General features: G+C 70.2%; 16 protein-coding genes. 5 read left to right on the forward strand and 11 right to left on the reverse strand.

Translation table 11 applies throughout. From position 1 onward, the window contains the following. Nucleotides 1–347 precede the first annotated feature (347 nt). From AB0L59_RS16495 to thyX, 3 genes are all read right to left on the reverse strand, one after another. Nucleotides 348–2033, reverse strand: a complete 1686-nt coding sequence (locus AB0L59_RS16495; protein ID WP_365583606.1) for a ribonuclease J — start codon at nucleotides 2031–2033, stop codon at nucleotides 348–350. 155 nt (nucleotides 2034–2188) lie between these two features. Next, nucleotides 2189–3088, reverse strand: a complete 900-nt coding sequence (gene dapA, locus AB0L59_RS16500; protein ID WP_365583609.1) for a 4-hydroxy-tetrahydrodipicolinate synthase — start codon at nucleotides 3086–3088, stop codon at nucleotides 2189–2191. A gap of 211 nt (nucleotides 3089–3299) precedes the next feature. Continuing rightward, complete coding sequence (gene thyX, locus AB0L59_RS16505) at nucleotides 3300–4049, reverse strand: FAD-dependent thymidylate synthase (RefSeq protein WP_365583611.1); 750 nt, start codon at nucleotides 4047–4049, stop codon at nucleotides 3300–3302. Nucleotides 4050–4233: 184 nt separating this feature from the next. Here thyX and AB0L59_RS16510 point away from each other — a divergent pair, with 184 nt between their 5' ends. The 3 genes from AB0L59_RS16510 (at nucleotide 4234) to AB0L59_RS16520 (ending at nucleotide 5960) form a co-directional block, all read left to right on the forward strand. Next, a complete protein-coding gene (locus tag AB0L59_RS16510) occupies nucleotides 4234–4470 on the forward strand; it encodes a hypothetical protein (protein WP_365583614.1) in 237 nt (78 codons plus the stop codon). A gap of 90 nt (nucleotides 4471–4560) precedes the next feature. Then, nucleotides 4561–5115 (forward strand): phage holin family protein, encoded by a 555-nt coding sequence (locus AB0L59_RS16515; protein WP_365583617.1) that lies wholly within the window; start codon nucleotides 4561–4563, stop codon nucleotides 5113–5115. 128 nt (nucleotides 5116–5243) lie between these two features. Continuing rightward, the gene (locus tag AB0L59_RS16520) at nucleotides 5244–5960 is read left to right on the forward strand and encodes an SDR family oxidoreductase (RefSeq protein ID WP_365583621.1); all 717 of its coding nucleotides are present in this window, start codon (nucleotides 5244–5246) and stop codon (nucleotides 5958–5960) included. A gap of 136 nt (nucleotides 5961–6096) precedes the next feature. Here the strand turns inward: AB0L59_RS16520 and AB0L59_RS16525 are convergent, their stop codons facing one another. From AB0L59_RS16525 to rpsO, 5 genes are all read right to left on the reverse strand, one after another. Beyond that, entirely contained in the window at nucleotides 6097–6549 is a 453-nt protein-coding gene (locus AB0L59_RS16525) for a hypothetical protein (RefSeq protein WP_365583622.1), read from the reverse strand. A gap of 13 nt (nucleotides 6550–6562) precedes the next feature. After that, nucleotides 6563–7315, reverse strand: a complete 753-nt coding sequence (gene dapB / locus AB0L59_RS16530) for a 4-hydroxy-tetrahydrodipicolinate reductase (RefSeq protein WP_365583624.1) — start codon at nucleotides 7313–7315, stop codon at nucleotides 6563–6565. Nucleotides 7316–7340: 25 nt separating this feature from the next. After that, entirely contained in the window at nucleotides 7341–8720 is a 1380-nt protein-coding gene (locus AB0L59_RS16535; protein ID WP_365583627.1) for a pitrilysin family protein, read from the reverse strand. Next, nucleotides 8717–10942 (reverse strand): polyribonucleotide nucleotidyltransferase, encoded by a 2226-nt coding sequence (locus AB0L59_RS16540; protein ID WP_365583630.1) that lies wholly within the window; start codon nucleotides 10940–10942, stop codon nucleotides 8717–8719. The genes AB0L59_RS16535 and AB0L59_RS16540 overlap by 4 nt, the downstream gene beginning before the upstream one ends. A 314-nt stretch (nucleotides 10943–11256) precedes the next feature. Then, nucleotides 11257–11544: a 30S ribosomal protein S15 gene (gene rpsO / locus AB0L59_RS16545; protein ID WP_365583633.1), complete on the reverse strand. Its 288-nt coding sequence runs from the start codon at nucleotides 11542–11544 to the stop codon at nucleotides 11257–11259. Nucleotides 11545–11811: 267 nt separating this feature from the next. Here rpsO and AB0L59_RS16550 point away from each other — a divergent pair, with 267 nt between their 5' ends. Beyond that, nucleotides 11812–12105: a DUF397 domain-containing protein gene (locus tag AB0L59_RS16550; protein WP_365583636.1), complete on the forward strand. Its 294-nt coding sequence runs from the start codon at nucleotides 11812–11814 to the stop codon at nucleotides 12103–12105. 60 nt (nucleotides 12106–12165) lie between these two features. Here AB0L59_RS16550 and eccD read toward each other — a convergent pair whose 3' ends face one another. Beyond that, entirely contained in the window at nucleotides 12166–13674 is a 1509-nt protein-coding gene (gene eccD, locus AB0L59_RS16555) for a type VII secretion integral membrane protein EccD (protein ID WP_365584361.1), read from the reverse strand. A gap of 333 nt (nucleotides 13675–14007) precedes the next feature. On the opposite strand from eccD, the gene eccCa reads away from it, so the two are divergent. Then, the gene (gene eccCa, locus AB0L59_RS16560) at nucleotides 14008–17973 is read left to right on the forward strand and encodes a type VII secretion protein EccCa (RefSeq protein ID WP_365583639.1); all 3966 of its coding nucleotides are present in this window, start codon (nucleotides 14008–14010) and stop codon (nucleotides 17971–17973) included. Between the two features lie 114 nt (nucleotides 17974–18087). On the opposite strand, the gene AB0L59_RS16565 is transcribed toward eccCa, so the two are convergent. Next, nucleotides 18088–20127: a serine/threonine-protein kinase gene (locus AB0L59_RS16565; RefSeq protein ID WP_365583640.1), complete on the reverse strand. Its 2040-nt coding sequence runs from the start codon at nucleotides 20125–20127 to the stop codon at nucleotides 18088–18090. Nucleotides 20128–20306: 179 nt separating this feature from the next. Further along, nucleotides 20307–22499 (reverse strand): protein kinase, encoded by a 2193-nt coding sequence (locus AB0L59_RS16570; protein WP_365583643.1) that lies wholly within the window; start codon nucleotides 22497–22499, stop codon nucleotides 20307–20309. Nucleotides 22500–22510: the final 11 nt, after the last annotated feature.

Raw genomic sequence — 22510 nt, forward strand, 5'->3', positions numbered from 1 at the left:
TGATTTTTGGCACGCTGTTGAGTTCTCAAGGAACGGTCGCTTCCTTCGTACTCACCCTCTCGGGCTTTCCTCCGGGCGCTTCCCTTCGGTGTTTCCGACTCTATCAGATCTTTTCTCGATCCGATTTCCTCGGTGCTTTCCAGGCCCCCGCGTTTCTCTCGCGGTTTCCTTTCCGGCGGTTCCGACTTTATCAGAGGTTCTGAGTCGGTTTTCCCACCCGCTCCGGGCACGTGTGTCCAGCGCATGAAGTGCTGGGGTTCCCGGGCGGGCAGAGCCGTAAACGTACTGGAGCGGGGCGCCTCGATGCAAATCGAGGTGCCCCACTCGGGTCATCCACCGACGAGGTGTCAGACCTCCACGACCACAGGGAGGATCATCGGCCTGCGGCGATAGGTGTCCGACACCCACTTGCCGAGGGTGCGGCGGATGAGTTGCTGGAGCTGGTGCGGCTCCACGACGCCGTCCTGGGCGGACCGCTCCAGCACCTCCGTGATCCTCGGGACGACGTCGGCGAAGGCCGAGTCCTCGATGCCGGAGCCGCGCGCCTGGACGTGCGGACCGCCGGTGATCTTGCCGGTGGACGAGTCCACGACCACGAAGACCGAGATGATGCCCTCGTCGCCCAGGATCTTGCGGTCCTTCAGGGCCGGCTCGCCGACATCGCCGACGGAGAGGCCGTCGACGTAGACGTAACCGGCCTGGACCTTGCCGGAGATCTTGGCCTTGCCCTCGACCAGGTCGACCACCACGCCGTCCTCGGCGATGACGATCCGGTCGTGCGGGACGCCCGTAAGGGCTCCCAACTCGGCGTTGGCGCGCAGGTGGCGCCATTCGCCGTGGACCGGCATCAGGTTCTTCGGGCGGCAGATGTTGTAGAAGTACAGCAGCTCGCCCGCGGACGCGTGGCCGGAAACATGCACCTTGGCGTTGCCCTTGTGGACGACGTTGGCGCCCCAGCGGGTCAGGCCGTTGATCACGCGGTAGACCGCGTTCTCGTTGCCCGGGATGAGAGAGGACGCCAGGATCACCGTGTCGCCGTCGACGATCCGGATCTGGTGGTCGCGGTTGGCCATGCGGGACAGCGCCGCCATCGGCTCGCCCTGGGAGCCCGTGCAGACCAGGACGACCTTGTCGTCGGGCAGATCGTCCAGAGTCTTGACGTCGACGACCAGGCCCGGCGGGACCTTCAGGTAGCCGAGATCCCTGGCGATGCCCATGTTGCGGACCATGGAGCGGCCGACGAAGGCGACCTTGCGGCCGTACTCGTGGGCCGCGTCCAGGATCTGCTGGATGCGGTGGACGTGGCTGGCGAAGCTCGCCACGATGATCCGCTTGCGGGCGCTCGCGAAGACCTGACGCAGGACGTTGGAGATGTCGCGCTCGTGCGGCGTGAAGCCCGGGACCTCGGCGTTCGTGGAGTCGGTGAGCAGGAGGTCGATGCCCTCCTCGCTCAGCCGGGCGAAGGCGTGCAGGTCGGTGAGGCGGTTGTCCAGCGGAAGCTGGTCCATCTTGAAGTCGCCGGTGTGCACCGCCATGCCGGCGGGGGTGCGGATGGCGACGGCCAGGGCGTCCGGGATGGAGTGGTTGACGGCGATGAACTCGCAGTCGAAGGGGCCGATGCGCTCGCGGTTCCCCTCGGCCACCTCGAGGGTGTAGGGGCGGATCCGGTGCTCCTGGAGCTTGGCCTCGATCAGTGCGAGGGTCAGCTTGGAGCCGATCAGCGGGATGTCCGGCTTCTCGCGGAGCAGGAACGGGACCCCGCCGATGTGGTCCTCGTGACCATGGGTGAGGACGATGCCCTCGATGTCGTCGAGGCGGTCCCGGATGGACGAGAAGTCCGGCAGGATCAGGTCGATTCCGGGCTGCTCCTCCTCGGGGAAGAGCACTCCGCAGTCGACGATCAGCAGGCGGCCACCGTACTCGAAGACCGTCATGTTTCGGCCGATCTCACCGAGACCGCCGAGCGGGGTGACCCGCAGGCCACCCTCGGGGAGCGGCGGGGGCGGGCCGAGTTCAGGATGCGGATGACTCAAAAGACTCTCCTCACCACGCACGCCACGTACCGGTCGGGCACGTGGCGCGCATGACGTTCGTGCAGAAGCAGTTGTCGTTGTGGGATGCGGGCACCGGTGGCCCGACTCTTCTCTTGTTCTTCAGTTGTGAAGCCCGTGTGGTGCCAAGTCTGTTGTCAGAGCTGTACCCCGCCGGCAGCAAGATCGATCTTGAGCTGTGCAATCTCCTCGGGCGAGCACTCGACCATGGGCGAACGCAGCGGGCCTGCGGGCAGGCCCTGGAGCGCGAGCGCGGCCTTGGTGGTCATGACGCCCTGGGTGCGGAACATGCCGGTGTAGACCGGGAGGAGCTTCTGGTGGATCTCGGTGGCCTTGACGACGTCGCCGGAGACGTAGGCGTCGACGAGGGCGCGCAGGTCCGGGGTGACGAGGTGGCCGACGACGGAGACGAAGCCGACCGCGCCCACGGAGAGCAGCGGGAGGTTCAGCATGTCGTCGCCGGAGTACCAGGCGAGACCGGACTGGGCGATGGCCCAGCCGGCGCGGCCGAGGTCGCCCTTGGCGTCCTTGTTGGCGACGATCCGGGGGTGCTCGGCGAGCCGCACGAGGGTCTCGGTGTTGATCGGGACGCCGCTGCGGCCGGGGATGTCGTAGAGCATGACCGGCAGGCCGGTGGCGTCGGCGACGGCCGTGAAGTGCCGGTACAGGCCCTCCTGCGGGGGCTTGTTGTAGTACGGCGTCACCACGAGCAGGCCGTGGGCGCCGATGCGCTCGGCCTCGCGGGCCAGCTCGATGCTGTGGTGGGTGTCGTTGGTGCCGACGCCCGCGACGACGTGGGCACGGTCACCGACCGCCTCCAGTACGGCTCGTACGAGGTCCGATTTCTCCGCGTCGCTGGTGGTGGGGGACTCGCCGGTGGTGCCGTTGACGATCAGGCCGTCGTTGCCTGCGTCCACCAGGTGGGCGGCGAGCCGCTGCGCGCCGTCGAGGTCGAGTGCGCCGTCCGCCGTGAAGGGCGTGACCATGGCGGTGAGGACCCGCCCGAAGGGGGTCTGCGGAGTCGAGGTCGGAGCCATGGGTAACACGCTACTCGGTGCTCCATGCGTGGTCTGCCCGTGGGGTATCGGGAAAGTCAGGACAAATGCGGAGCCCGGCACTGCCTGCTCGGGGGTTCAAGCAGTGCCGGGTCCGTTTGATCAGGCTAGATGAACTTCTCTAAATGCCGCAATACGGACACTTCGCGAGGCTGATCCGTACATCCGTTCCTGGCAGGGGAACAAGGCTTCGCTACGGGGCCACACGCCCGTTCGCATTGAAGGCGGCATACGTCAGCGGCATGTGCTGGGCCCACTCCGCCTCCATCTTCTCTCCGACCATCTCGATCTCCCGCTGCGGGAAGGACGGCACCTTGGCCAGCTCGTGCTGGGTGCGCAGACCGAGGAAGTGCATCAGGGAGCGGGCGTTGCAGGTGGCGTACATCGAGGAGTAGAGGCCGACGGGGAGGGCCGCACGGGCGACCTCGCGGGCGACGCCCTCGGCCAGCATCTTCTGGTAGGCCGCGTAGGCCTGCTCGTACGACTCCCGCAGGGTGCTGCTGACCGCCTCATGCTGGGCCGGGGTGCCCTCGACGAAGACGTACTTGCCGGGGCGGCCCTCCTGCACGAGCTTGCGATCGGCGCCGGGAACGTAGAAGACCGGCTCGAGCTCCCGGTAGCGGCCGGACTCCTCGTTGTACGACCAGCCGACGCGGTGCCGCATGAACTCGCGGAAGACGAAGATCGGGGCGCTGATGAAGAAGGTCATCGAGTTGTGCTCGAACGGGCTGCCGTGCCGGTCGCGCATGAGGTAGTTGATCAGGCCCTTGGAGCGCTCGGGGTCCTTCTTCAGCTCGTCCAGGGACTGCTCGCCGGCGGTGGAGACCCGTGCGGCGAAGAGGACGTCGGCGTCCGAAGCGCTGGACTTCACCAGCTCGACGGTGACGTCGCTGCGGAACGTGAGCGACTCGGGGGTGGTCACGGGGGTTGGGGTCCTTCCCATCACAGCTGTGGTTCGCGCCCACCTTACGGGGCACCCGCCCGGGCCACGGCAGTACCTCGCCTCAAAAATCCCACCACGGATTTTTTCCGACATGGGCACCTTTTGTGCCACTCGGGCGTCTGTACGGGTGAGGTCTGCTCGTTCGACCCGAAAACGTTCCATCCCGAAAGGAGACGTACCTCCGATGTTCCGTCGGCGCGAGCCCGTACCCTTCGCCTTCCTGGCCGAGGCTGACAGGTTCCGCAGCAATGTCGCTCCCCCGCCCCGTCCGCGGGCGTCGGCCGGTGAGATAGCCGGGCGCTGGCTGCTGGGACTCACGCTCGTCGCCGGGCTGGTGGGAGCCCTGATCCTCGGTATGCCGGCGCTGTCCACACCGTCCAGTACGCCGACCCAGCACTCCCAGGCCGCGCAGGGGCACTGACTCTTCCGGTCGCCCCAGGGTGGTGAGCGGGAACACCGGCGGATAGCCTCACCGGGCACAGCCCACGCGAGGATCGAGTGAGGACCCGCCGTGCCCTTGTCCTTCCTGACGGCCGACCGCACGTTCGAGGCCGCTTCCGAGAACGCGCTGCCGTACGACGACAGGGAGCGCTGGCGGCGCCCCTATCGACCCGGCCCCTGGCGTGTGGGCGTGGCGGCGCTGGTGCTGCTGCTCGCCTCGTTCGTGCTGTTCGCCGCGGTGGCCATCGCCCTGACCGACTCGGTGTCCTCCGCAGGGGCGGTCCTGATCGCGGCGCTCGTGGTCATCGTCGGCGCGCTGCGGCTGCTGCGCATCGGCGTGTGGGTGAGCGGGCGCGGACTGCGCCATGTCGGCTTCCTGGTGACGCGTACGGTGCCGTGGGCCCAGGTGGTCTCCGTGCGGACGGTGCAGCAGCCGGTGCGGTGGCTGGGCCTGCCGCGGACCGTGCAGGGGCAGGCTCTGACGCTCGTGCGCAAGGACCGGCCGGCCGAGGACACGTCGCCGCTGCTGACCACGCACACGCTGGACTTCCTGGGGCGCCCGGCCGCGTTCGACCGCGCCGCGGACACGGTGGAGGCCTGGGCCGCGGAGAACCGCAACCGCTGACCCCGGACGCACCCGGAGGGGCCGCTCCCCGCTGTCACGGACGGCCCCTTCCGCATACCGGGCACGGCACGGCGGACCGGTGCGAGGATCGGCTGGGGGTGTTCACGCGCAGGGAAGGGAGACCGCTGTTGTCCGGACGTACCGTGCTGATCACCGGAGCGTCGAGGGGGATCGGCCTGGCCACCGCACACCGACTCGCCACCCGGGGACACCGGGTGCTGGGAGTCGCCCGCAGCGCCCCGGACGGCGGTTTCCCGGGAGTGCTGCACCCCTGCGACCTCGCCGACGCCGAAGCAACCCGCGAGTTGATGGAGACCGTGACGCGTGGGGAGCGCGTGGACGCGGTCGTCAACAACGTCGGCATCGCCGTGCCGGAACCGCTGGGCGAGATCACCCTCGGCTCCCTGCAGGCCGTGTACGACCTGAACGTGCGCGCCGCCGTACAGGTCACCCAGGCCTGCGTCGGCGGGATGCGGGAGCGCGGCTGGGGCCGGATCGTCAATGTGACGAGCCGCTCGGTGCACGGAGCGCGCCGGCGCAGCAGCTACGCGGCGGCCAAGAGCGCGCTGGTGGGCCTGACCCGGACCTGGGCGCTGGAGCTGGCGGCGGACGGGGTGACGGTCAACGCGGTGGCTCCCGGTCCGGTGGAGACCGATCTCTTCCGCGCCTCGCACCCCGTGGGTGGTGCGGAAGAGGCCAGGGTGCTGCGCTCGGTGCCCGCGGGACGCCTCGGCCGCCCGGAGGAGGTGGCCGCGGCGATCGCGTTCCTGCTGAGCGAGGACGCCGGGTTCGTCACCGGGCAGCAGCTCGGCGTGGACGGCGGGGGCAGCATTCCCGGGCGGTGAGCACCGCGGCCTGAGCGCTTCGCTGGAAGGGGCGTGATATGCCGTCGATCGTCTGCGGCACCGTCGTGGCAGGCCGGCCGGTTCCCCCGCGCCCCTCGGGTCGCGGGCGCACCGCAGCCGACCTCGCCCGACCTGCTCAGGCCCCGGCCGGTTTTCCGTCGTGCAGGGCGATGGCCGTTTGCATCGCCTTGCGGGCGCGCGGGGTGTCGCGGGCGTCGTGGTAGGCGACGGCGAGGCGGAACCAGCAGCGCCAGTCGTCGGGGGACGCCTCGGTCTCGGCCTTGCGCTTGGCGAAGACCTCGTCGGCCGAGTCGCGGTCGATCCGGCCGCTGGGCAGGCGCTTCAGCTCGTCCACGGGCAGTCCGCCCTCGGCGTCGAGTTCGGCGGCGAGGGCGTTGGCCTTCCGGACGAACTGGGTGTTCTTCCAGAGGAACCACAGCCCGATGACCGGCAGGATCAGCACCGCCACACCGAAGGTGACGGTGAGGACCGTGCCGGACTGGATGAGCATCACGCCGCGGCTGCCGACCAGGACGAAGTAGAAGACCAGGACGGCGGCCGTGACGAGGTAGGTGATCTTCGCGCGCATCGGGGAGCCGGTCTCAGCTCAGGTCCAGGAAATGCTCCAGGCCGAAGGTCAGGCCCGGAGTGGTCACCACGCGGCGGGCGCCGAGCAGGATGCCCGGCATGAAGCTGCTGTGGTGCAGGGAGTCATGACGGATCGTCAGGGTCTCGCCCTCGCCGCCGAGCAGCACCTCCTGGTGGGCCAGGAGGCCCCGCAGGCGGACGGCGTGCACCGGGACCCCGTCGACGTTCGCGCCGCGGGCTCCCTCCAGCGCGGTGGCCGTGGCGTCCGGCGCCGGAGCCGTCCCGGCCGCCCGGCGAGCCTCGGCGATGAGCTGAGCCGTGCGCGTGGCCGTACCGCTCGGGGCGTCCACCTTGTTCGGGTGGTGCAGCTCGACGACCTCGACCGACTCGAAGTACGGCGCGGCGATCTGCGCGAACTTCATCGTCAGCACGGCGCCGATGGAGAAGTTCGGCGCGATGAGCACACCGGTCTTCGGGGACTGGTCCAGCCAGCCCCTCAACTGCGCGAGGCGTGCCTCGGTCCAGCCCGTCGTGCCGACGACCGCGTGGATGCCGTGGCGCACGCAGAAGTCGAGGTTGTCCATGACGGAGTCGGGCGTGGTCAGCTCCACTGCGACCTGGGCGCCGGCCGCCGTCAGCGCCTCCAGCGTGTCGCCCCGGCCGAGGGCGGCGACCAGCTCCATGTCCTCGGCGGCGTCGACCGCTCTGACCGCCTCGGACCCGATCCGGCCCTTGGCGCCGAGGACCGCCACGCGCAGCTTGCTCATCTCTTGTGCTTCCTTACGGGAGTGATTAGGCGACGGCGTCGTGCAGCCGCGCGGCCTGCTTGTCCTTCAGCGGGCCGATGACCGACAGCGACGGGCGCTGTCCCAGGATGTCGCGGGCGACCGAGCGGACCTCGTCCGGGGTGACCGCCGCTATCCGGTCCAGCATGTCGTCGACGGACATCTGCTCGCCCCAGCACAGCTCGCTCTTGCCGATGCGGTTCATCAGCGCGCCGGTGTCCTCCAGGCCGAGGACCGTGGAGCCCTGGAGCTGACCGATCGCGCGGGCGATCTCGTCGTCGCTGAGGCCGTTGTCCGCCACGTGGTCGAGCTCGTCGCGGCAGATCCGCAGCACGTCGTGCACCTGACTCGGCCGGCAGCCGGCGTACACCCCGAACAGGCCGCAGTCGGCGAAGCCCGAGGTGTACGAGTACACGCTGTAGGCCAGGCCGCGCTTCTCGCGGACCTCCTGGAAGAGGCGGGAGGACATGCCGCCGCCGAGGGCGGTGTTGAGCACGCCCATGGCCCAGCGGCGGTCGTCGGTGCGGGCGAGACCCGGCATGCCGAGGACGACGTGTGCCTGCTCGGTCTTGCGGCCCAGCAGCTCGACCTTGCCGGAGGTGCGGATCGTGCGGCTGCCGTCGCGCGGGGCGATGGGTTGCGCGTCCCCGTTCCTGAAGGCGCCGGCCTTCTCGAAGGCCGCGCGGACCTGCCGTACGACCTTGTTGTGGTCGATGTTGCCGGCGCAGGCGACCACCAGGTGGGTGGGGTCGTAGTGCTTCTTGTAGAAGCGGCGGATGCGATCGGCGGTGAGGGCGTTGACCGTGTCGACCGTGCCGAGGACGGGGCGGCCGAGGGCGTTGTCACCGAACATGGTGTGCGCGAACAGGTCGTGCACACAGTCGCCCGGGTCGTCCTCGGTCATCGCGATCTCTTCGAGGATCGCGCCGCGCTCGACGTCGACGTCCTCCTCGAGGATCAGCGAGCCGGTCAGCATGTCGCAGACGACGTCGATGGCGAGCGGCAGGTCGGTGTCGAGCACGCGCGCGTAGTAGCACGTGTACTCCTTCGCCGTGAAGGCGTTCATCTCGCCGCCGACGGCGTCGAGGGCGGCGGAGATGTCCAGTGCGCTGCGCGTCGGCGTGCCCTTGAAGAGCAGGTGCTCCAGGTAGTGCGTGGCACCGTTCAGGGCCGGGGTCTCGTCACGGGAGCCGACGTGCGCCCAGATGCCGAAGGTCGCGGAGCGGACCGAGGGCAGGGTCTCGGTGACGATGCGCAGGCCGCCCGGGAGGGTGGTCTTGCGGACCGTGCCGATGCCGTTCTGGCCCTTGATGAGGGTTTGGGTACGGGCGACGGCCCGCGCCTCCGAAGAGGGGCGGGCCGTCACCTTGGAGCTACGGGACGTCACTGCTCGGCGTCGTCCTTCGCCTCGTCGGAGGAGCCTTCTTCCTCGCCCTCGATCACGGGGACGAGGGAGAGCTTGCCGCGGGAGTCGATCTCGGCGATCTCGACCTGGACCTTATGGCCCACGCCGAGGACGTCCTCGACGTTCTCCACGCGCTTGCCGCCGGCGAGCTTGCGGATCTGCGAGATGTGCAGCAGACCGTCCTTGCCGGGCAGCAGGGAGACGAACGCGCCGAAGGTGGTCGTCTTGACGACCGTACCGAGGTAGCGCTCGCCGACCTCGGGCATCGTCGGGTTGGCGATGCCGTTGATCGTGGCGCGGGCGGCCTCGGCGGAGGGGCCGTCGGCGGCGCCGATGTAGATCGTGCCGTCGTCCTCGATGGTGATCTCGGCGCCCGTGTCCTCCTGGATCTGGTTGATCATCTTGCCCTTGGGGCCGATGACCTCGCCGATCTTGTCGACCGGGATCTTGACGGTGATGATCCGCGGGGCGTGCGGGGACATCTCGTCGGGCCGGTCGATGGCCTCCATCATCACGTCGAGGATGTGCAGGCGGGCGTCACGGGCCTGCTTGAGGGCCGCGGCCAGGACGGAGGCCGGGATGCCGTCCAGCTTGGTGTCGAGCTGGAGGGCGGTCACGAAGTCCTTCGTGCCGGCGACCTTGAAGTCCATGTCGCCGAAGGCGTCCTCGGCACCGAGGATGTCGGTGAGGGTGACGTAGTGCGTCTCGCCGTCGATCTCCTGGGAGATCAGACCCATGGCGATACCGGCGACCGGGGCCCGCAGCGGCACACCGGCGTTCAGCAGCGACATGGTGGAGGCACAGACCGAGCCCATGGACGTCGAGCCGTTGGAGCCGAGGGCCTCGGACACCTGGCGGATCGCGTAGGGGAACTCCTCGCGCGTGGGCAGCACCGGCACGAGCGCGCGCTCGGCGAGGGCGCCGTGGCCGATCTCGCGGCGCTTGGGGGAGCCGACGCGGCCGGTCTCACCGGTGGAGTACGGCGGGAAGTTGTAGTTGTGCATGTAGCGCTTGCGGGTCACCGGGGAGAGGGTGTCCAGCTGCTGCTCCATGCGGAGCATGTTGAGGGTGGTGACGCCCAGGATCTGGGTCTCGCCACGCTCGAACAGCGCGGAGCCGTGCACCCGCGGGATGGCCTCGACCTCGGCGGCGAGCGTACGGATGTCCGTCACGCCACGGCCGTCGATGCGCTTCTTCTCCTTGATGACGCGCTCACGGACCAGGGTCTTGGTCAGCGAGCGGTACGCCGCGGAGATCTCCTTCTCGCGGCCCTCGAACTCCGGCAGGAGCTTCTCGGCGGCGAGACCCTTGACGCGGTCCAGCTCGGCCTCGCGCTCCTGCTTGCCGGCGATGGTGAGGGCCTGGGCGAGCTCGGGCTTGACCGCGGCGGTCAGGGCCTCGAGGACGTCGTCCTGGTAGTCCAGGAAGATCGGGAACTCGCCGGTGGGCTTGGCGGCCTTGGCGGCGAGGTCGGACTGGGCGCGGCACAGCACCTTGATGAAGGGCTTGGCGGCCTCCAGACCGGCGGCGACGACCTCCTCGGTCGGCGCCTCGGAGCCGCCCTCGACCAGCTTGATGGTCTTCTCGGTGGCCTCGGCCTCGACCATCATGATCGCGACGTCGCCGTCCTCCAGGACGCGACCGGCGACGACCATGTCGAAGACGGCGTCCTCGAGCTCGGTGTGCGTCGGGAAGGCGACCCACTGGCCGCGGATCAGCGCGACGCGGACGCCGCCGATCGGGCCGGAGAAGGGCAGGCCGGCCAGCTGCGTGGACGCGGACGCGGCGTTGATCGCCACGACGTCGTACAGGTGGTCGGGGTTGAGCGCCATGACCGTGCAGACGACCTGGATCTCGTTGCGCAGGCCCTTCTTGAAGGACGGGCGCAGCGGGCGGTCGATCAGGCGGCAGGTGAGGATCGCGTCCTCGGAGGGGCGGCCCTCGCGGCGGAAGAAGCTGCCGGGGATCTTGCCGGCGGCGTACATCCGCTCCTCGACGTCCACCGTGAGCGGGAAGAAGTCGAGCTGGTCCTTGGGGCTCTTGGAGGCGGTGGTGGCCGACAGCACCATGGTGTCGTCGTCCAGGTACGCCACGGCGGAACCGGCGGCCTGCTTGGCCAGGCGGCCCGTCTCGAAGCGGATCGTGCGGGTGCCGAAGGCGCCGTTGTCGATGACGGCCTCGGCGTAGTGGGTCTCGTTCTCCACTAGCGTTTTCTCCGTTACATATCGTCTTTCGTCCCTTGGCTGCCCGTGTGGCAGGGGGACGGTGGTGGAGAAGCGCGCCGTCTGGTGCGGGCCGGTCTTCGATCGAAGCACCCGGGGCTCGCTTCCCCCGGGGGCCACTACCGAGGACCGGCGGCGGCGAGGTGCGCTTCTCGCTGTTCGTTGTCGTGCTGTGTCGTACGTACTGCGTTGTGCTACCACACTACAAAGCGTCAGTGACACTCCGCACGTTTCCGCATGTACGACGAAGGGAGCGATCCCCGGCTGCTACCGGGAACCGCTCCCTTCACGGCGTCTTACTTGGCGCCGGCCGCACCACGGCGGATGCCGAGGCGGTCGACCAGCGCACGGAAGCGCTGGATGTCCTTCTTCGCCAGGTACTGCAGAAGGCGGCGGCGCTGACCGACCAGGATCAGCAGGCCACGACGGGAGTGGTGGTCGTGCTTGTGGGTCTTGAGGTGCTCCGTCAGGTCGGAGATCCGACGGGAGAGCAGAGCGACCTGGACCTCGGGGGAGCCGGTGTCACCCTCCTTGGTACCGAAATCGGCGATGATCTGCTTCTTCGTAGCGGCGTCGAGCGACACGCGTACTCCTCATAGTCTGTGAGTGGCCACCGAGTGCCCCCGGTCTTCATCTCGGGGGAGCTTCCGTAACTCGGGAGGCGGGGATCCGCTGGGCGCGGCCACCAGAGCCGACAGCTCCGGGGGTGCGTACACAAACGGCCGTCACACAGGGTACCAGCAGGTGTCCGGCACCTTTACCCCGGTCCGGAAACCGCCCAGGTGGGGCGGCGGCGGCCACTAGGGTGAGCACCGGGACCGTACGTACCTCCGGAAAGGGATCGCTGCACGATGACGGAGACCGAAGCGGAGATCAAGGCGCGCAAGGAGCGGGAGCGGGACGAACTGTACGCGCTCGACATCTCCGGCGTGGAGTGGCACTGCGCGCCGGGTACGGAGGAGCACGAGGAGCGGGTCGAGATCGCGTACCTGCCCGGCGGGGCGGTGGCGATGCGCTCGTCCCTGGACCACGGCACCGTGCTGCGCTACACGGAGGCGGAGTGGCGGGCGTTCGTTCTGGGGGCGCGGGACGGGGAGTTCGATCTGGAGCCCACGGAGCGCAACGGGGAACGTGCGGCTCAGTGAGCGGAACGTGAGGAAGGGCGGCACGCGTGCGTGCCGCCCTTCTTTCGGTGGTGCCCGCCCTCAGCTGGTCATCGCACGGGCACGCGCGTACACGTCGAACACGGCCAGCGCCAGCGGGATCAGAGTGAGCAGGACGAAGCTCTCGGCGATCTCCAGGAAGCGCCCCCAGAAGGGGGTGACACCGCGCCGCGGGGTGATCAGACCGATCGCGGTGACCAGGGCCGTGGCCGCGCCGACCGCCGCGGCGAGCCAGATGCTGCGGATGTCGAGGGCCGAGGTGTCGCCCTGGAAGGCGTCGATCAAGTAGCCGCGGGGCGGGTTCAGGGCGAGTCCGACGCCGAGGAAGACGATCGCCGCCAGACCCGCGGCCAGGGTGGCCCCGACCTGTGCGGTGTAACGGAACAGGTGCGCCCGCATCAGCATGGCCAAGCCGGTCGCTAGGGCCAGGAGCTGGGCCCAGGTGTCGCTGGAGAAGCCGAGGACGATCGAGGCGCCCACGGCGACGAGGGCGCAGCCGCCGACCAGGCCGACGAGGAGTTCGTGACCGCGCCGGGCCTGGGCCGCCACACGCTCGGCGTCCACGGGCTCCTGCGGGGCGGGCTCGCCGGTGTCGTAGCCGCCGCGGGAGGGGTTGGGCGGTTCGAAGCCGATGGGCAGGCGCGCGAAACGCATGGACAGGCCCGGCAGGAAGGCCAGCGCCACCACGGACAGCGGGGCACAGACGGCGGCCGTCTCGATGGGCTTCAGATCGGTGAGGGTCGCGATGAAGGTGGTGACCAGACCGATGGCGGAGGCGAACAGGAACGCCACGAAGGGGCCGTCGCCGCCGGGCGACACCAGGGTGAGCACCAGGGCGGCCACGAGCACCGCGGCGCAGGCGAGCAGGAACTGGAGGCGTCCGATGCCCTCTTGGTGGGCGAGCGGCAGCAGCCCGGAACCGGCCACACCGATGTTCGGCAGGGCGCCGAGTCCCAGCGCGACCGCGGAACCCCGGTCGTCGTAGACACGCGCGCGTACGCAGGAGAGGGTGACCAGCAGGATGCCGGTGACGCCCGCGATGATGCCCTGCAGGCTGTGCATGTCGTGGCGGACCTGGGAGCTCCAGGCCACGAACGCGAGCAGCGCGGGCAGGATGCCGCCGGCGACGAGTCCGGCGGCCCGGGTGAGGTCGCCGCTCCACAGGGTGCGGTCGCGGGTGACGGCGGAGGCGACCGCCTCGGAGACGTCGTCGAGGACGGCGGGCGGCAGCGACTCGCTGAACGGGCGCAGGGTGAGCAACTCGCCGTCGAGGATGCGCTGTGCGGTGAAGGAACGGGCGCCGTCGAGGACGGTGCCGTCACGCCGGACGAGGTGGTAGCCGACCGGAGCGCCCTCGGCGGGACTCTGCTGGGACAGGCGCAGGATCTCCGGGTACAGGTCGGCGACGGGTACGTCGTCGGGCAGCGCCACGTCGATACGGCTGTCGGGTGCCACGATGGTGACGCGGCAGAACCCGAATCCCATGCCCGCCCCGGAAGGGGCTCCGGAGCCCGGTCCACCCGTCGCGCCGGCCGGCGCGGAGGCCGTCATGCTCACCTGCTGTTCCCCCTCGTCGGTGGTGGGCGGTCGCGGTGCCGCCGCGTACCCGCCGCCCGTAAGAATCCTGTGTAGGTTGTGCGGCGCCACACGCTCAGCCGGTCGACCGGGCGGTCGCATCCGGGGTGTGCGGGGAGGCGCCTCCTTCGAACGGTTGCGGATTGCCCGGGTTTTCCCGGATCGATTCGCAACTGCTCACGCGTCTCACCGGCACCCTACCGCCAGCCGTTGTCAGTGGTTGTCAGTAGGATCGCGCTTCGCGATCGACGTTCGCCTGACACGGGGCGGCGGACGAAAAATTCGGTCCGGCAAGGGAATTGGTGCGTAGTGAGCCACATCGTCGTCAAGCGCCCGCCGCGGGCACTGCCGAAGGAAGTGCCCACGGACGAGGTTGTGCTGCAGGCGCCGCCGGAACTACCGCGCGGTCAGCAGGAAGGCGCTTGGATGCAGCTCCTGCCCATGCTGGGCATGGGCGGGTCCGTGGTGTTCTTCTTCAACCCCCAGGCCCAGCCCTTCATGAAGATCATGGGCCTGGTGATGGTGGCCTCGACGATCGCCATGGGCATCTCGATGCTGGTCCGCTACCGGCGCGGCAACCAGGGGCAGATGGCCGACATGCGCCGTGACTACCTGCGTTACCTGTCCCAGACGCGGCGCGCCGCCCTGGACACCGCCAAGTCCCAGCGCGACGCGCAGTACTACCTGCACCCTTCGCCGGAGCAACTGTGGGCGCTGGTCGCCGAGGGCAGCCGGGTGTGGGAACGGCGCACCGGCGACGAGGACTTCGGGCAGGTGCGCGTGGGGCTCGGCCCGCAGGGCCTGGCCACTCCCCTGGTCCCGCCGCAGACCGCCCCGGTCGACGAGCTGGAACCGCTGACCGCAGGAGCCATGCAGCGCTTCCTGGCCACGCACAGCACCCTCGACGACCTGCCGATGGCGGTCTCGCTGCGCGCCTTCTACCACGTGACGATCAGCGGCGAGCCGCGCACCGTGCGCGGCGCCGCCCGTGCCGTCGCCGCCTCCCTCGCCTCGCTGCACTCCCCCGAGGACCTGGTCATCGCCGTTGTCGCCGGGCGCCAGTCGGTGTTCGAGTGGGAGTGGGCCAAGTGGCTGCCCCACGTGCAGGCCCCGGGCCTCGCCGACGGCGCCGGCAGCATGCGTCTGATCACCACCGACCCGATGGAGCTGGAGGACCGGCTCGCCTCACGGCTGCAGGGCCGGCCGCGCTTCCACCCCGGTGGCGCCCCGGTCCCGGAGCAGCCGCATGTGGTGGTCGTGCTCGACGGCATCTCCCTGCCCCCCACGTCTCTGCTGGCCAACCCCGAGGGCCTGCAGGGTGTGACGGTCCTGGAGGTCGTGCCGGGCGACCTCAGCACGGGCCGCGGCGACCTCGCCGTCATCGTGCAGCCCACGGAGCTGCGCCTGGAGTCGGCGCACGGCATGGTCTACGAGGGGACGCCCGACGTCCTGTCGTACGAGGCCGCCGAGGCCCTGGCCCGCCAACTGGCGCCGCTGCGCATGGCGTCGGGTGGGGACGACGACGAACCGCTGCTCGCCAACCTGGAGTTCACGGACCTGCTGAACCTGGGCGACGCGGCCTCCGTCGACCCGAAGCGGACCTGGCGCCCGCGCTCGCAGTCGGAGCGGCTGCGGGTGCCCATCGGTCTCGGTGAGGACGGCCGGCCCGTGATGCTCGACCTCAAGGAGGCCGCGCAGGAGGGCATGGGCCCGCACGGCCTGTGCGTCGGTGCGACCGGTTCCGGCAAGTCGGAGCTGCTGCGCACGCTGGTCCTGGGCCTCGCCGTGACCCACTCCTCCGAGACGCTGAACTTCGTCCTCGCCGACTTCAAGGGTGGTGCCACGTTCGCGGGCATGGCCCAACTGCCGCACGTGGCGGCCGTGATCACCAACCTCGCGGACGACCTGACGCTCGTCGACCGCATGGGCGACTCGATCCGCGGCGAGCTCAACCGCCGCCAGGAGATGCTCCGCGACGCGGGCAACTACGCGAACATCCACGACTACGAGAAGGCACGCGCGGCCGGCGCCGCGCTGCAGCCGATCCCCTCCCTCGTCCTGGTGATCGACGAGTTCAGCGAGCTGCTGACCGCCAAGCCGGACTTCATCGAGATGTTCGTGCAGATCGGCCGCATCGGCCGTTCGCTGGGCGTGCACCTGCTGCTCGCCTCGCAGCGTCTCGAGGAAGGCCGTCTGCGCGGCCTGGAGACCTACCTGTCGTACCGCATCGGTCTGCGGACGTTCTCGGCGGCCGAGTCCCGCGCCGCGCTCGGCGTCCCGGACGCCTACGAGCTGCCGAACGTCCCGGGTTCCGGCTTCCTGAAGTTCGGCACCGACGAAATGGTGCGCTTCAAGGCGGCGTACGTCTCCGGCGTGTACCGCACGAGTTCCCAGCAGGCCGCGGCGCTCGGCGGCCCGCTGCCCGTCGACCGCAGGCCGGTCCTGTTCACCGCCGCCGAGGTGGCGGTGCAGTACGCGCCGATCCCGCAGCAGCGTCAGGAGACGGCGAGCGAGCAGCAGGACGACGCGCTCGCCGACACCGTGCTCGACGTGATCGTGCGCCGCCTGGAGGCGCAGGGTCCGGCCGCCCACCAGGTGTGGCTGCCCCCGCTGGACAGCCCGCCCTCGCTCGACACGCTGCTGCCCGGGCTCGCCCCGGTGCCCGGCCGCGGCATGACCCAGCCGGGCTACGAGGGCGCGGGCCGGCTCGTCGTCCCCGTCGGCATCATCGACAAGCCCTACGAGCAGCGGCGCGACCCGCTGTGGCTGGATTTCGGCGGCGCGGCCGGCCACATGCAGATCATCGGCGGTCCGCAGTCCGGCAAGTCGACGCTGGTGCGCTCGATCATCGCGTCGTTCGCGCTCACCCACACGCCTTATGAAGTGCAGTTCTACGGACTGGACTTCGGGGGTGGCGGTATGGCCGCGGTGGCCGGCCTGCCGCACATGGGCGGCGTGGCCTCACGCCTCGACCCCGAGAAGGTCCGGCGTACGGCGGCCGAGGTGTACGGCGTCATGACGCGCCGCGAGGAGTACTTCCGCGCCACGGGCATCTCCTCCATCGCGGAGTTCCGCTCCCGTCGCGCGCGCGGCGACATCTCGGTGACCGACCAGCCCTGGGGCGACGTCTTCCTGGTCGTCGACGGCTGGGGCAACTTCCGCACGGACTACGAGGCCCTGGAGCCGCTGGTCCTGGACATGGCCGCGCGTGGTCTCGGTTACGGCATCCACGTGATCATCACCGCGTCGCGCTCGATGGAGGTCCGGGCGAACCTCAAGGACCACCTGATGAATCGCCTCGAGCTGCGGCTCGGTGACCCCATGGACTCCGAGATCGACCGCAAGATCGCGGCCAATGTGCCCACCGGCGTGCCGGGCCGCGGCCAGACGCCGCAGAAGCAGCACTTCATGGCGGCGGTCCCGCGTATCGACGGGCTCTCCTCCGACACGGACCTGGCGGAGGCGACGACCGCGCTCGCGGCCGAGGTCACCCGCCACTGGCAGGAGCCCGGCGCGCCGGAGGTACGCCTGCTGCCGCGCGAGTTCCCGGCGCTCCAGCTCCCGCCCGGCGATCGTTTCCCGAACCGGGGCATCTCCTTCGCCCTGGACGAGGACAACCTCGAGCCGGTGTTCGTGGACTTCGAACAGGACCCGTTCTTCCTGGTGTTCGGCGAGAGCGAGTCCGGCAAGTCGAACCTGCTGAAGCTGATCATCAAGCGCCTCACCGAGCGCTACGACGGCACGTCCTGCAAGCTGTTCGTCGTCGACAACCGTCGCTCGCTGCTCGGGGTGACCCCGGACTCCCACCTGGCCGAGTACATCCCCATGTCGAACCAGATGCAGCACCACATGGACGCACTGGCCGACCTGATGCAGCGCCGCACGCCGACGGCCGACGTGACGCCGGAGCAGCTGCGCAACCGCAGCTGGTGGCGGGGCCCCACGGTGTATGTCGTCATCGACGACTACGACCTGGTGTCCACGTCGAGCGGCAACCCGCTGGCGGGCCTGACGGAACTGCTGCCGTTCGCCCGCGACGTCGGCGTCCGCTTCATCATCGCCCGCTCCACGGCGGGTGCCGGCCGCGCCGGCTACGAGACCTTCATGCAGCGCATCAAGGAACTCGGCGCCCAGGGCGTGGTCCTCGCGGGCGATCCGGCCGAGGGCGAGCTGCTGGGCGGGGTCCGGCCGCGGCCGATGCCCGCGGGGCGGGGCATCTTCGTGTCGCGGAAGCGGGGGAAGCCCATGGTGCAGGTGGGGCTTGTGGAGGCCTAGGAGCCTGGTCTTCGGAGTCGTTCTCGGGCAGCTGCTCGCGGCCCGATCCGGATGCCGCGGACCGTGTGGGTCCGCGGCATCCGGCGTTCACCGACGGCGTGACCTGCGCGGGACTCAGAACGTCGAAACAGCGATGACCGAGCTGTCGTGCATGACGAACACCCGGTTTCCGGCGGCGGCCAGGCGGGAGTAGTCGGGCTGGGGGACCGTATAGCTCCGCGAGTCCTTTCCGTCCGAGGCGCGCACTGCGTTGATCAACAGCTGCGGCCCATACCCGTTGGTGGTGCTGCCGAACGTCCACACTCCGTGGCCCTGCCGCACCACAGGACTCCCGTGGTTCGCGTTCTGGAACGCTTCCCACAGCACCTTGCCGCTGTCCTTGTCCAGACTCCGGGTGCTGTCACCCGCGTTCGTGTAGACCGCGTCCGCGTAGACCGCGGCAGGGCCCCACTTGTACCCGTCGGTCTGCCAGTCGTCCAGCTTGGTGTTCCAGATCCTCGATCCGTCGCTGAGCCTGCGGGCGTCCATGGACTTGCCGTTGATGTACACCGTGCCGCCGTGGACGGCCGGGCTGACCGTGAGGTCCTCGTCCTGGTCGAGGCGGGTCCATGCCGTGCTGCCATCACCGGTGCGCACGACGAGCACGGTGCCGTCCACGGCCGATACGACCAGCCTGCCCTGGGCGGCAACGGCAGGGGCGAGCAGATTCCCGCGGAACTTCGTGGGGACCGCAGCAGTCCAGCGGATCCTGCCGTCGGTGCGGTTCACGCTGCGCAGCCTGTGGTCCTTCGTCACGACGTACACCGCGTCGTCGTCGGCCGCGAGCAGCCCCGCCGCCTCGGCTGCCGGGCACGTCCACTTGGGTTCGCCTGTGGAAGGCACGAAGGTCCGTAGGACGCCCTTGTCGTCAGCGCCGATGACCAGCCGATCGGAGAGCGACAGGTAACCGCTCTTCGTTCTGAGGTGAGGCGCGCTCCAGCGGCGCCGGCCGTCGGTGATGTCGAACCCCGCGATGCCGCCGGTCGCGACCCCGAAGACGATGACGTCCCCCATCGGCAGCAGTGTCTGCGAGTAGGCGTCCGCCTCCCCGTGCACTTCCCACAGAGGCGTCGGCTGGACGTCGTTGTCGATCGGGTCCTTGATGCCGTGGGGGTCCAGCTTCTGGACGGGCATGCGCACAGCCGGAGGGATGTCGAAGGGGCCGCTCCTCGTCTTCGTCGACCCGGCCCGCGATCCGAACCACCACGCCGCCGAGCCACCTCCGCCGGCCAGGACCACGCCTCCGGCGGCGAGCCCGGTGAGCAGGCGCCTGCGGGAGACAGGCGGAGAGGTCCCGGTCGTGACCGGTATGGGCAGTCGGCGTGCCGCGGTCTCCCGTTCTCTGATGGCATCGGCGACGGGCCCGCGCCGCCACACCCGATCGGCTCCCCTGGGCGCCGCCATGGCCTGGACGACATGGGGCGGGGCAGGACGCACGGCCGGGTCCTTGGCCAGGCAGGGCAGGATCAGCGCCCGGACATGCGGTGCGATGCCGTCGAGTCGCGGTTCGCCATGCACCACTTCGTACTGCACGGCCGCGACGTGCGAGCCCTCGTACGCCCGTCTGCCACTTGCCGCGTAGGCCAGAACCGCGCCCAGCGAGAACACGTCCGCCGAGGGGGTCACCCGCCGGCCGAGCACCTGCTCGGGAGCACCGTACCCCGGAGTGACGGGCACCTGCCCGGTCGTGGTCAGGGTCAGCCCGTGTTCGGGCCGGGCGATGCCGAAGTCGATGACGCGCGGTCCGGCCGAGGTGAGCACGATGTTGGGCGGTTTCAGATCACGGTGGATGAAGCCGGCGGCGTGGATGTCGGCGAGGGTCCGGGCGAGCGCGGCGGCAAGGGCACGCAGAGCCGGCTCGTCGAGCGGCCCGTAGGTGTCAATGGCCTGGTCCAGTGTGAGTCCCGCGAGGAACTCGGTCGCTATCCAGGGCCGTCCGCCCTCGGTCCACGCGCCCAGCACGTTCGCGATGCCGTCGCTCCGCACCGCCTGCGCGGCCTGCGCCTCGCGTACGAACCGCTGGGCGAGGTTGGTGTCGTGGGTGAGCTCCGGCCTGAGCACCTTGACAGCGGCCAGACTTCCGGCGCCGTCCTGGCCGACGTAGACCTTGCCCATCCCTCCTTCCCCGAGTACGCCGAGAACGCGATAGGGACCGAGGCGGAGTGGGTCGCCGGTGGCGAGCGGTTTCATGGAGGGTCCTTCTCCCCGAGACGGGACGGTGGGGGCGGCCGAGTGGCGAGACCGGCGTCATGCGCTGTCCCGGATGGCCGGTGCTGTGCCGCTTCGAGGTCACGTCACTGGAGGGGATACGCCGTCAGGTTCTGGCTGTCCACGCCGAGGACCAGCTTCGCGTACGCGTCCGCGTAGAACTGTCTGCCGCTCGTCCGGTACGTCAATGAAGTCGTGTGGTTCGACAGGCTGATCGCGCGCAGCAGGGTCCCGTTCCTGTAGTACGCGTAGCGGGTGCCGAGGACGGGGGGCCAGGCGGTGGACGCTTCGGCCACCTCCCCGCCGCGCTCGGTCCAGAGCGTCTTTCCGCTGCGGGCGTCCACCGCCGTCAGACCGGCACCGTCGCCCACGGTGTACAGAGTGTCCGCCCTCAGCTCCGGCGGACCGTACGCCTGCTCTGTCGAGGTCTTCCACGCCACGGCTCCGTCGCTCAGCCGCAGCGCGCAGAGCCGGCTGCCGCCGAGGTACAGGTGATCGCTGTCCGCGGCGATACCGCCCCGCAGGATGTCCGGGTCGTCGATGCCGTACGGCCGCTCCCACAGGACGACTCCGGTCGCGGCAGCCCGTACGACGACGTGGACGGTCTCGTCCGTCACCTGCTGCAGCGTCACCAGGCGGCTGCCGACGGCCTTCGCGGCGAGGAAGTGCAGGGTCGTGCTCAACTCGAACCGGACGGGCAGCGGCTTCGACCACAGGAGCTTGCCGGTCTCGATGTCGGCGGCCCTCAGGGTGGAGGTCTCCCCGGCCGAGAAGGTGCCGCCTCCGTCGTACTTCCCCTCGCCTGCGACGACGTACGCGACGCCGTTCGTGACGCAGAGGAGTTGATGTGTCGGGAGCTCGTCGTTGGTACCCGCGAACCGCGCCAGGGTCTTGATCGTTTTCCCGTTCTCCGGGTTCACGGTCTGGAGCGTGACGGCGGACCCGATCCCGTCGTCGGTTTCCTCACCGATCGAGAGCCGGTAGAGCCGGCCGTCCGCCACGAGCGTCTGCCAACTGCTCTCTTCGAAGTAGCTGTCCCACTTGCGGGCTCCGCTCGCCGGACTGACGCCCTGGGTCCCACCGCCTGTGGGAACGACGATCGTTCCGCCGACTGCCCGGGGGACGACCGCCCCCAAGTCGGCCTGGAGCACGGTGCCGAACGTGTACGTCCACAGCGGCTCGATGTTCCGCGTCCTGCGGGCGCTGACCTTCGCGGTCGTGCCCCCGCCCCGCGCTGGGGTGCGCTTCTGCCACCACCACGCGCCGCCGCCCGCCGCCGCAGCGACGGCGAGGGCGCCGCCGAGGGCGAGAAACCCCCGGCGCGACGGGCGACGGCCGGCCGCCGGGGCACCTGCCGCGATCTCCGGCCCGGGCGCCGGCGCGGGCAGCCGCTGCGGCACCAGCCGCCAGACGTCGGAGGCCCGCCGTCCGATGTCCGCGATCAGCGCATGGGGCAGGTGATCGGCGAAGTCCCCCGTGCCGTCGTGGAGCCGAGCAGCGAACTCCGCCGTGGTCGGCCGTTCCGCCGGATCTTTGACCAGGCACTGGGCCAGCGCCGGCGCCAGCGCGGCCGGTACACCGCTGAGGTCCGCCTCCGCGTACCGCACTCGGTAGAGCAGATCCGCCGCCTGCCCGTTTCCGAACGGACCGCGCCCGGTGGCCGCGTAGACCAGCACGCCCGCGAGCGCGAACACGTCGCCGGCCGCGTCGTGCTCCTGCCCGGTGGCCTGTTCCGGGGACATGAAGGCCGGTGTGCCGACGGCGGCACCGGCCCGGGTCAGCCGGTCGTCGCCGATCGCCCGCGCGATACCGAAGTCGATGACCTTGGGCCCGTAGGCCGTGAGGAGGATGTTGGACGGCTTGAGGTCGCGGTGGACGACGTCCGACCGGTGCAGCCGGCCGAGCGCCGAGCACAGGGCGGCGCCCAGGACGCGTACGGACTGTTCGGGCAGCGGTCCCCCGGCCTCGACGGCCTCGTCGAGCGGGGGTCCGAGCACGTACTCCGTGGCCAGCCAGGGCGTCCGCGCGAGCGGGTCCGCGTCCATCACCCGCGCCCCGAACTGCTCGCCGATGACCCGGGCCGCGTCCACCTCCAGCCGGAAACGGGTGCGAGCCGCCGGATCGGTGGCGATGGCGGCGTGCATGGTCTTCAGGGCGACGGTACGACCGCCGGTGGAACGCGCCGCGTAGACGGTGCCCATGCCTCCGCTGCCGAGCCGGGCGACGAGCCGGTACGGGCCGAGTGCGACGGGGTCATCGTGGGTGAGGGGAGTCGGCATGGTGTTCTCGT

Origin of the sequence: Streptomyces sp. NPDC052109, from assembly GCF_040680195.1 — a bacterium.
GTDB lineage: Bacteria > Actinomycetota > Actinomycetes > Streptomycetales > Streptomycetaceae > Streptomyces.

What these genes read in the sequence shown, in the direction of transcription:
- dapA (WP_365583609.1), bottom strand. Translation starts at nt 3,088, where the DNA reads ATGGCTCCGACCTCGACTCCGCAGACCCCCTTCGGGCGGGTCCTCACC.
- thyX (WP_365583611.1), bottom strand. Translation starts at nt 4,049, where the DNA reads ATGGGAAGGACCCCAACCCCCGTGACCACCCCCGAGTCGCTCACGTTC.
- AB0L59_RS16510 (WP_365583614.1), top strand. Translation starts at nt 4,234, where the DNA reads ATGTTCCGTCGGCGCGAGCCCGTACCCTTCGCCTTCCTGGCCGAGGCT.
- AB0L59_RS16525 (WP_365583622.1), bottom strand. Translation starts at nt 6,549, where the DNA reads ATGCGCGCGAAGATCACCTACCTCGTCACGGCCGCCGTCCTGGTCTTC.
- dapB (WP_365583624.1), bottom strand. Translation starts at nt 7,315, where the DNA reads ATGAGCAAGCTGCGCGTGGCGGTCCTCGGCGCCAAGGGCCGGATCGGG.
- AB0L59_RS16550 (WP_365583636.1), top strand. Translation starts at nt 11,812, where the DNA reads ATGACGGAGACCGAAGCGGAGATCAAGGCGCGCAAGGAGCGGGAGCGG.
- eccD (WP_365584361.1), bottom strand. Translation starts at nt 13,674, where the DNA reads ATGACGGCCTCCGCGCCGGCCGGCGCGACGGGTGGACCGGGCTCCGGA.
- AB0L59_RS16565 (WP_365583640.1), bottom strand. Translation starts at nt 20,127, where the DNA reads ATGGGCAAGGTCTACGTCGGCCAGGACGGCGCCGGAAGTCTGGCCGCT.
- AB0L59_RS16570 (WP_365583643.1), bottom strand. Translation starts at nt 22,499, where the DNA reads ATGCCGACTCCCCTCACCCACGATGACCCCGTCGCACTCGGCCCGTAC.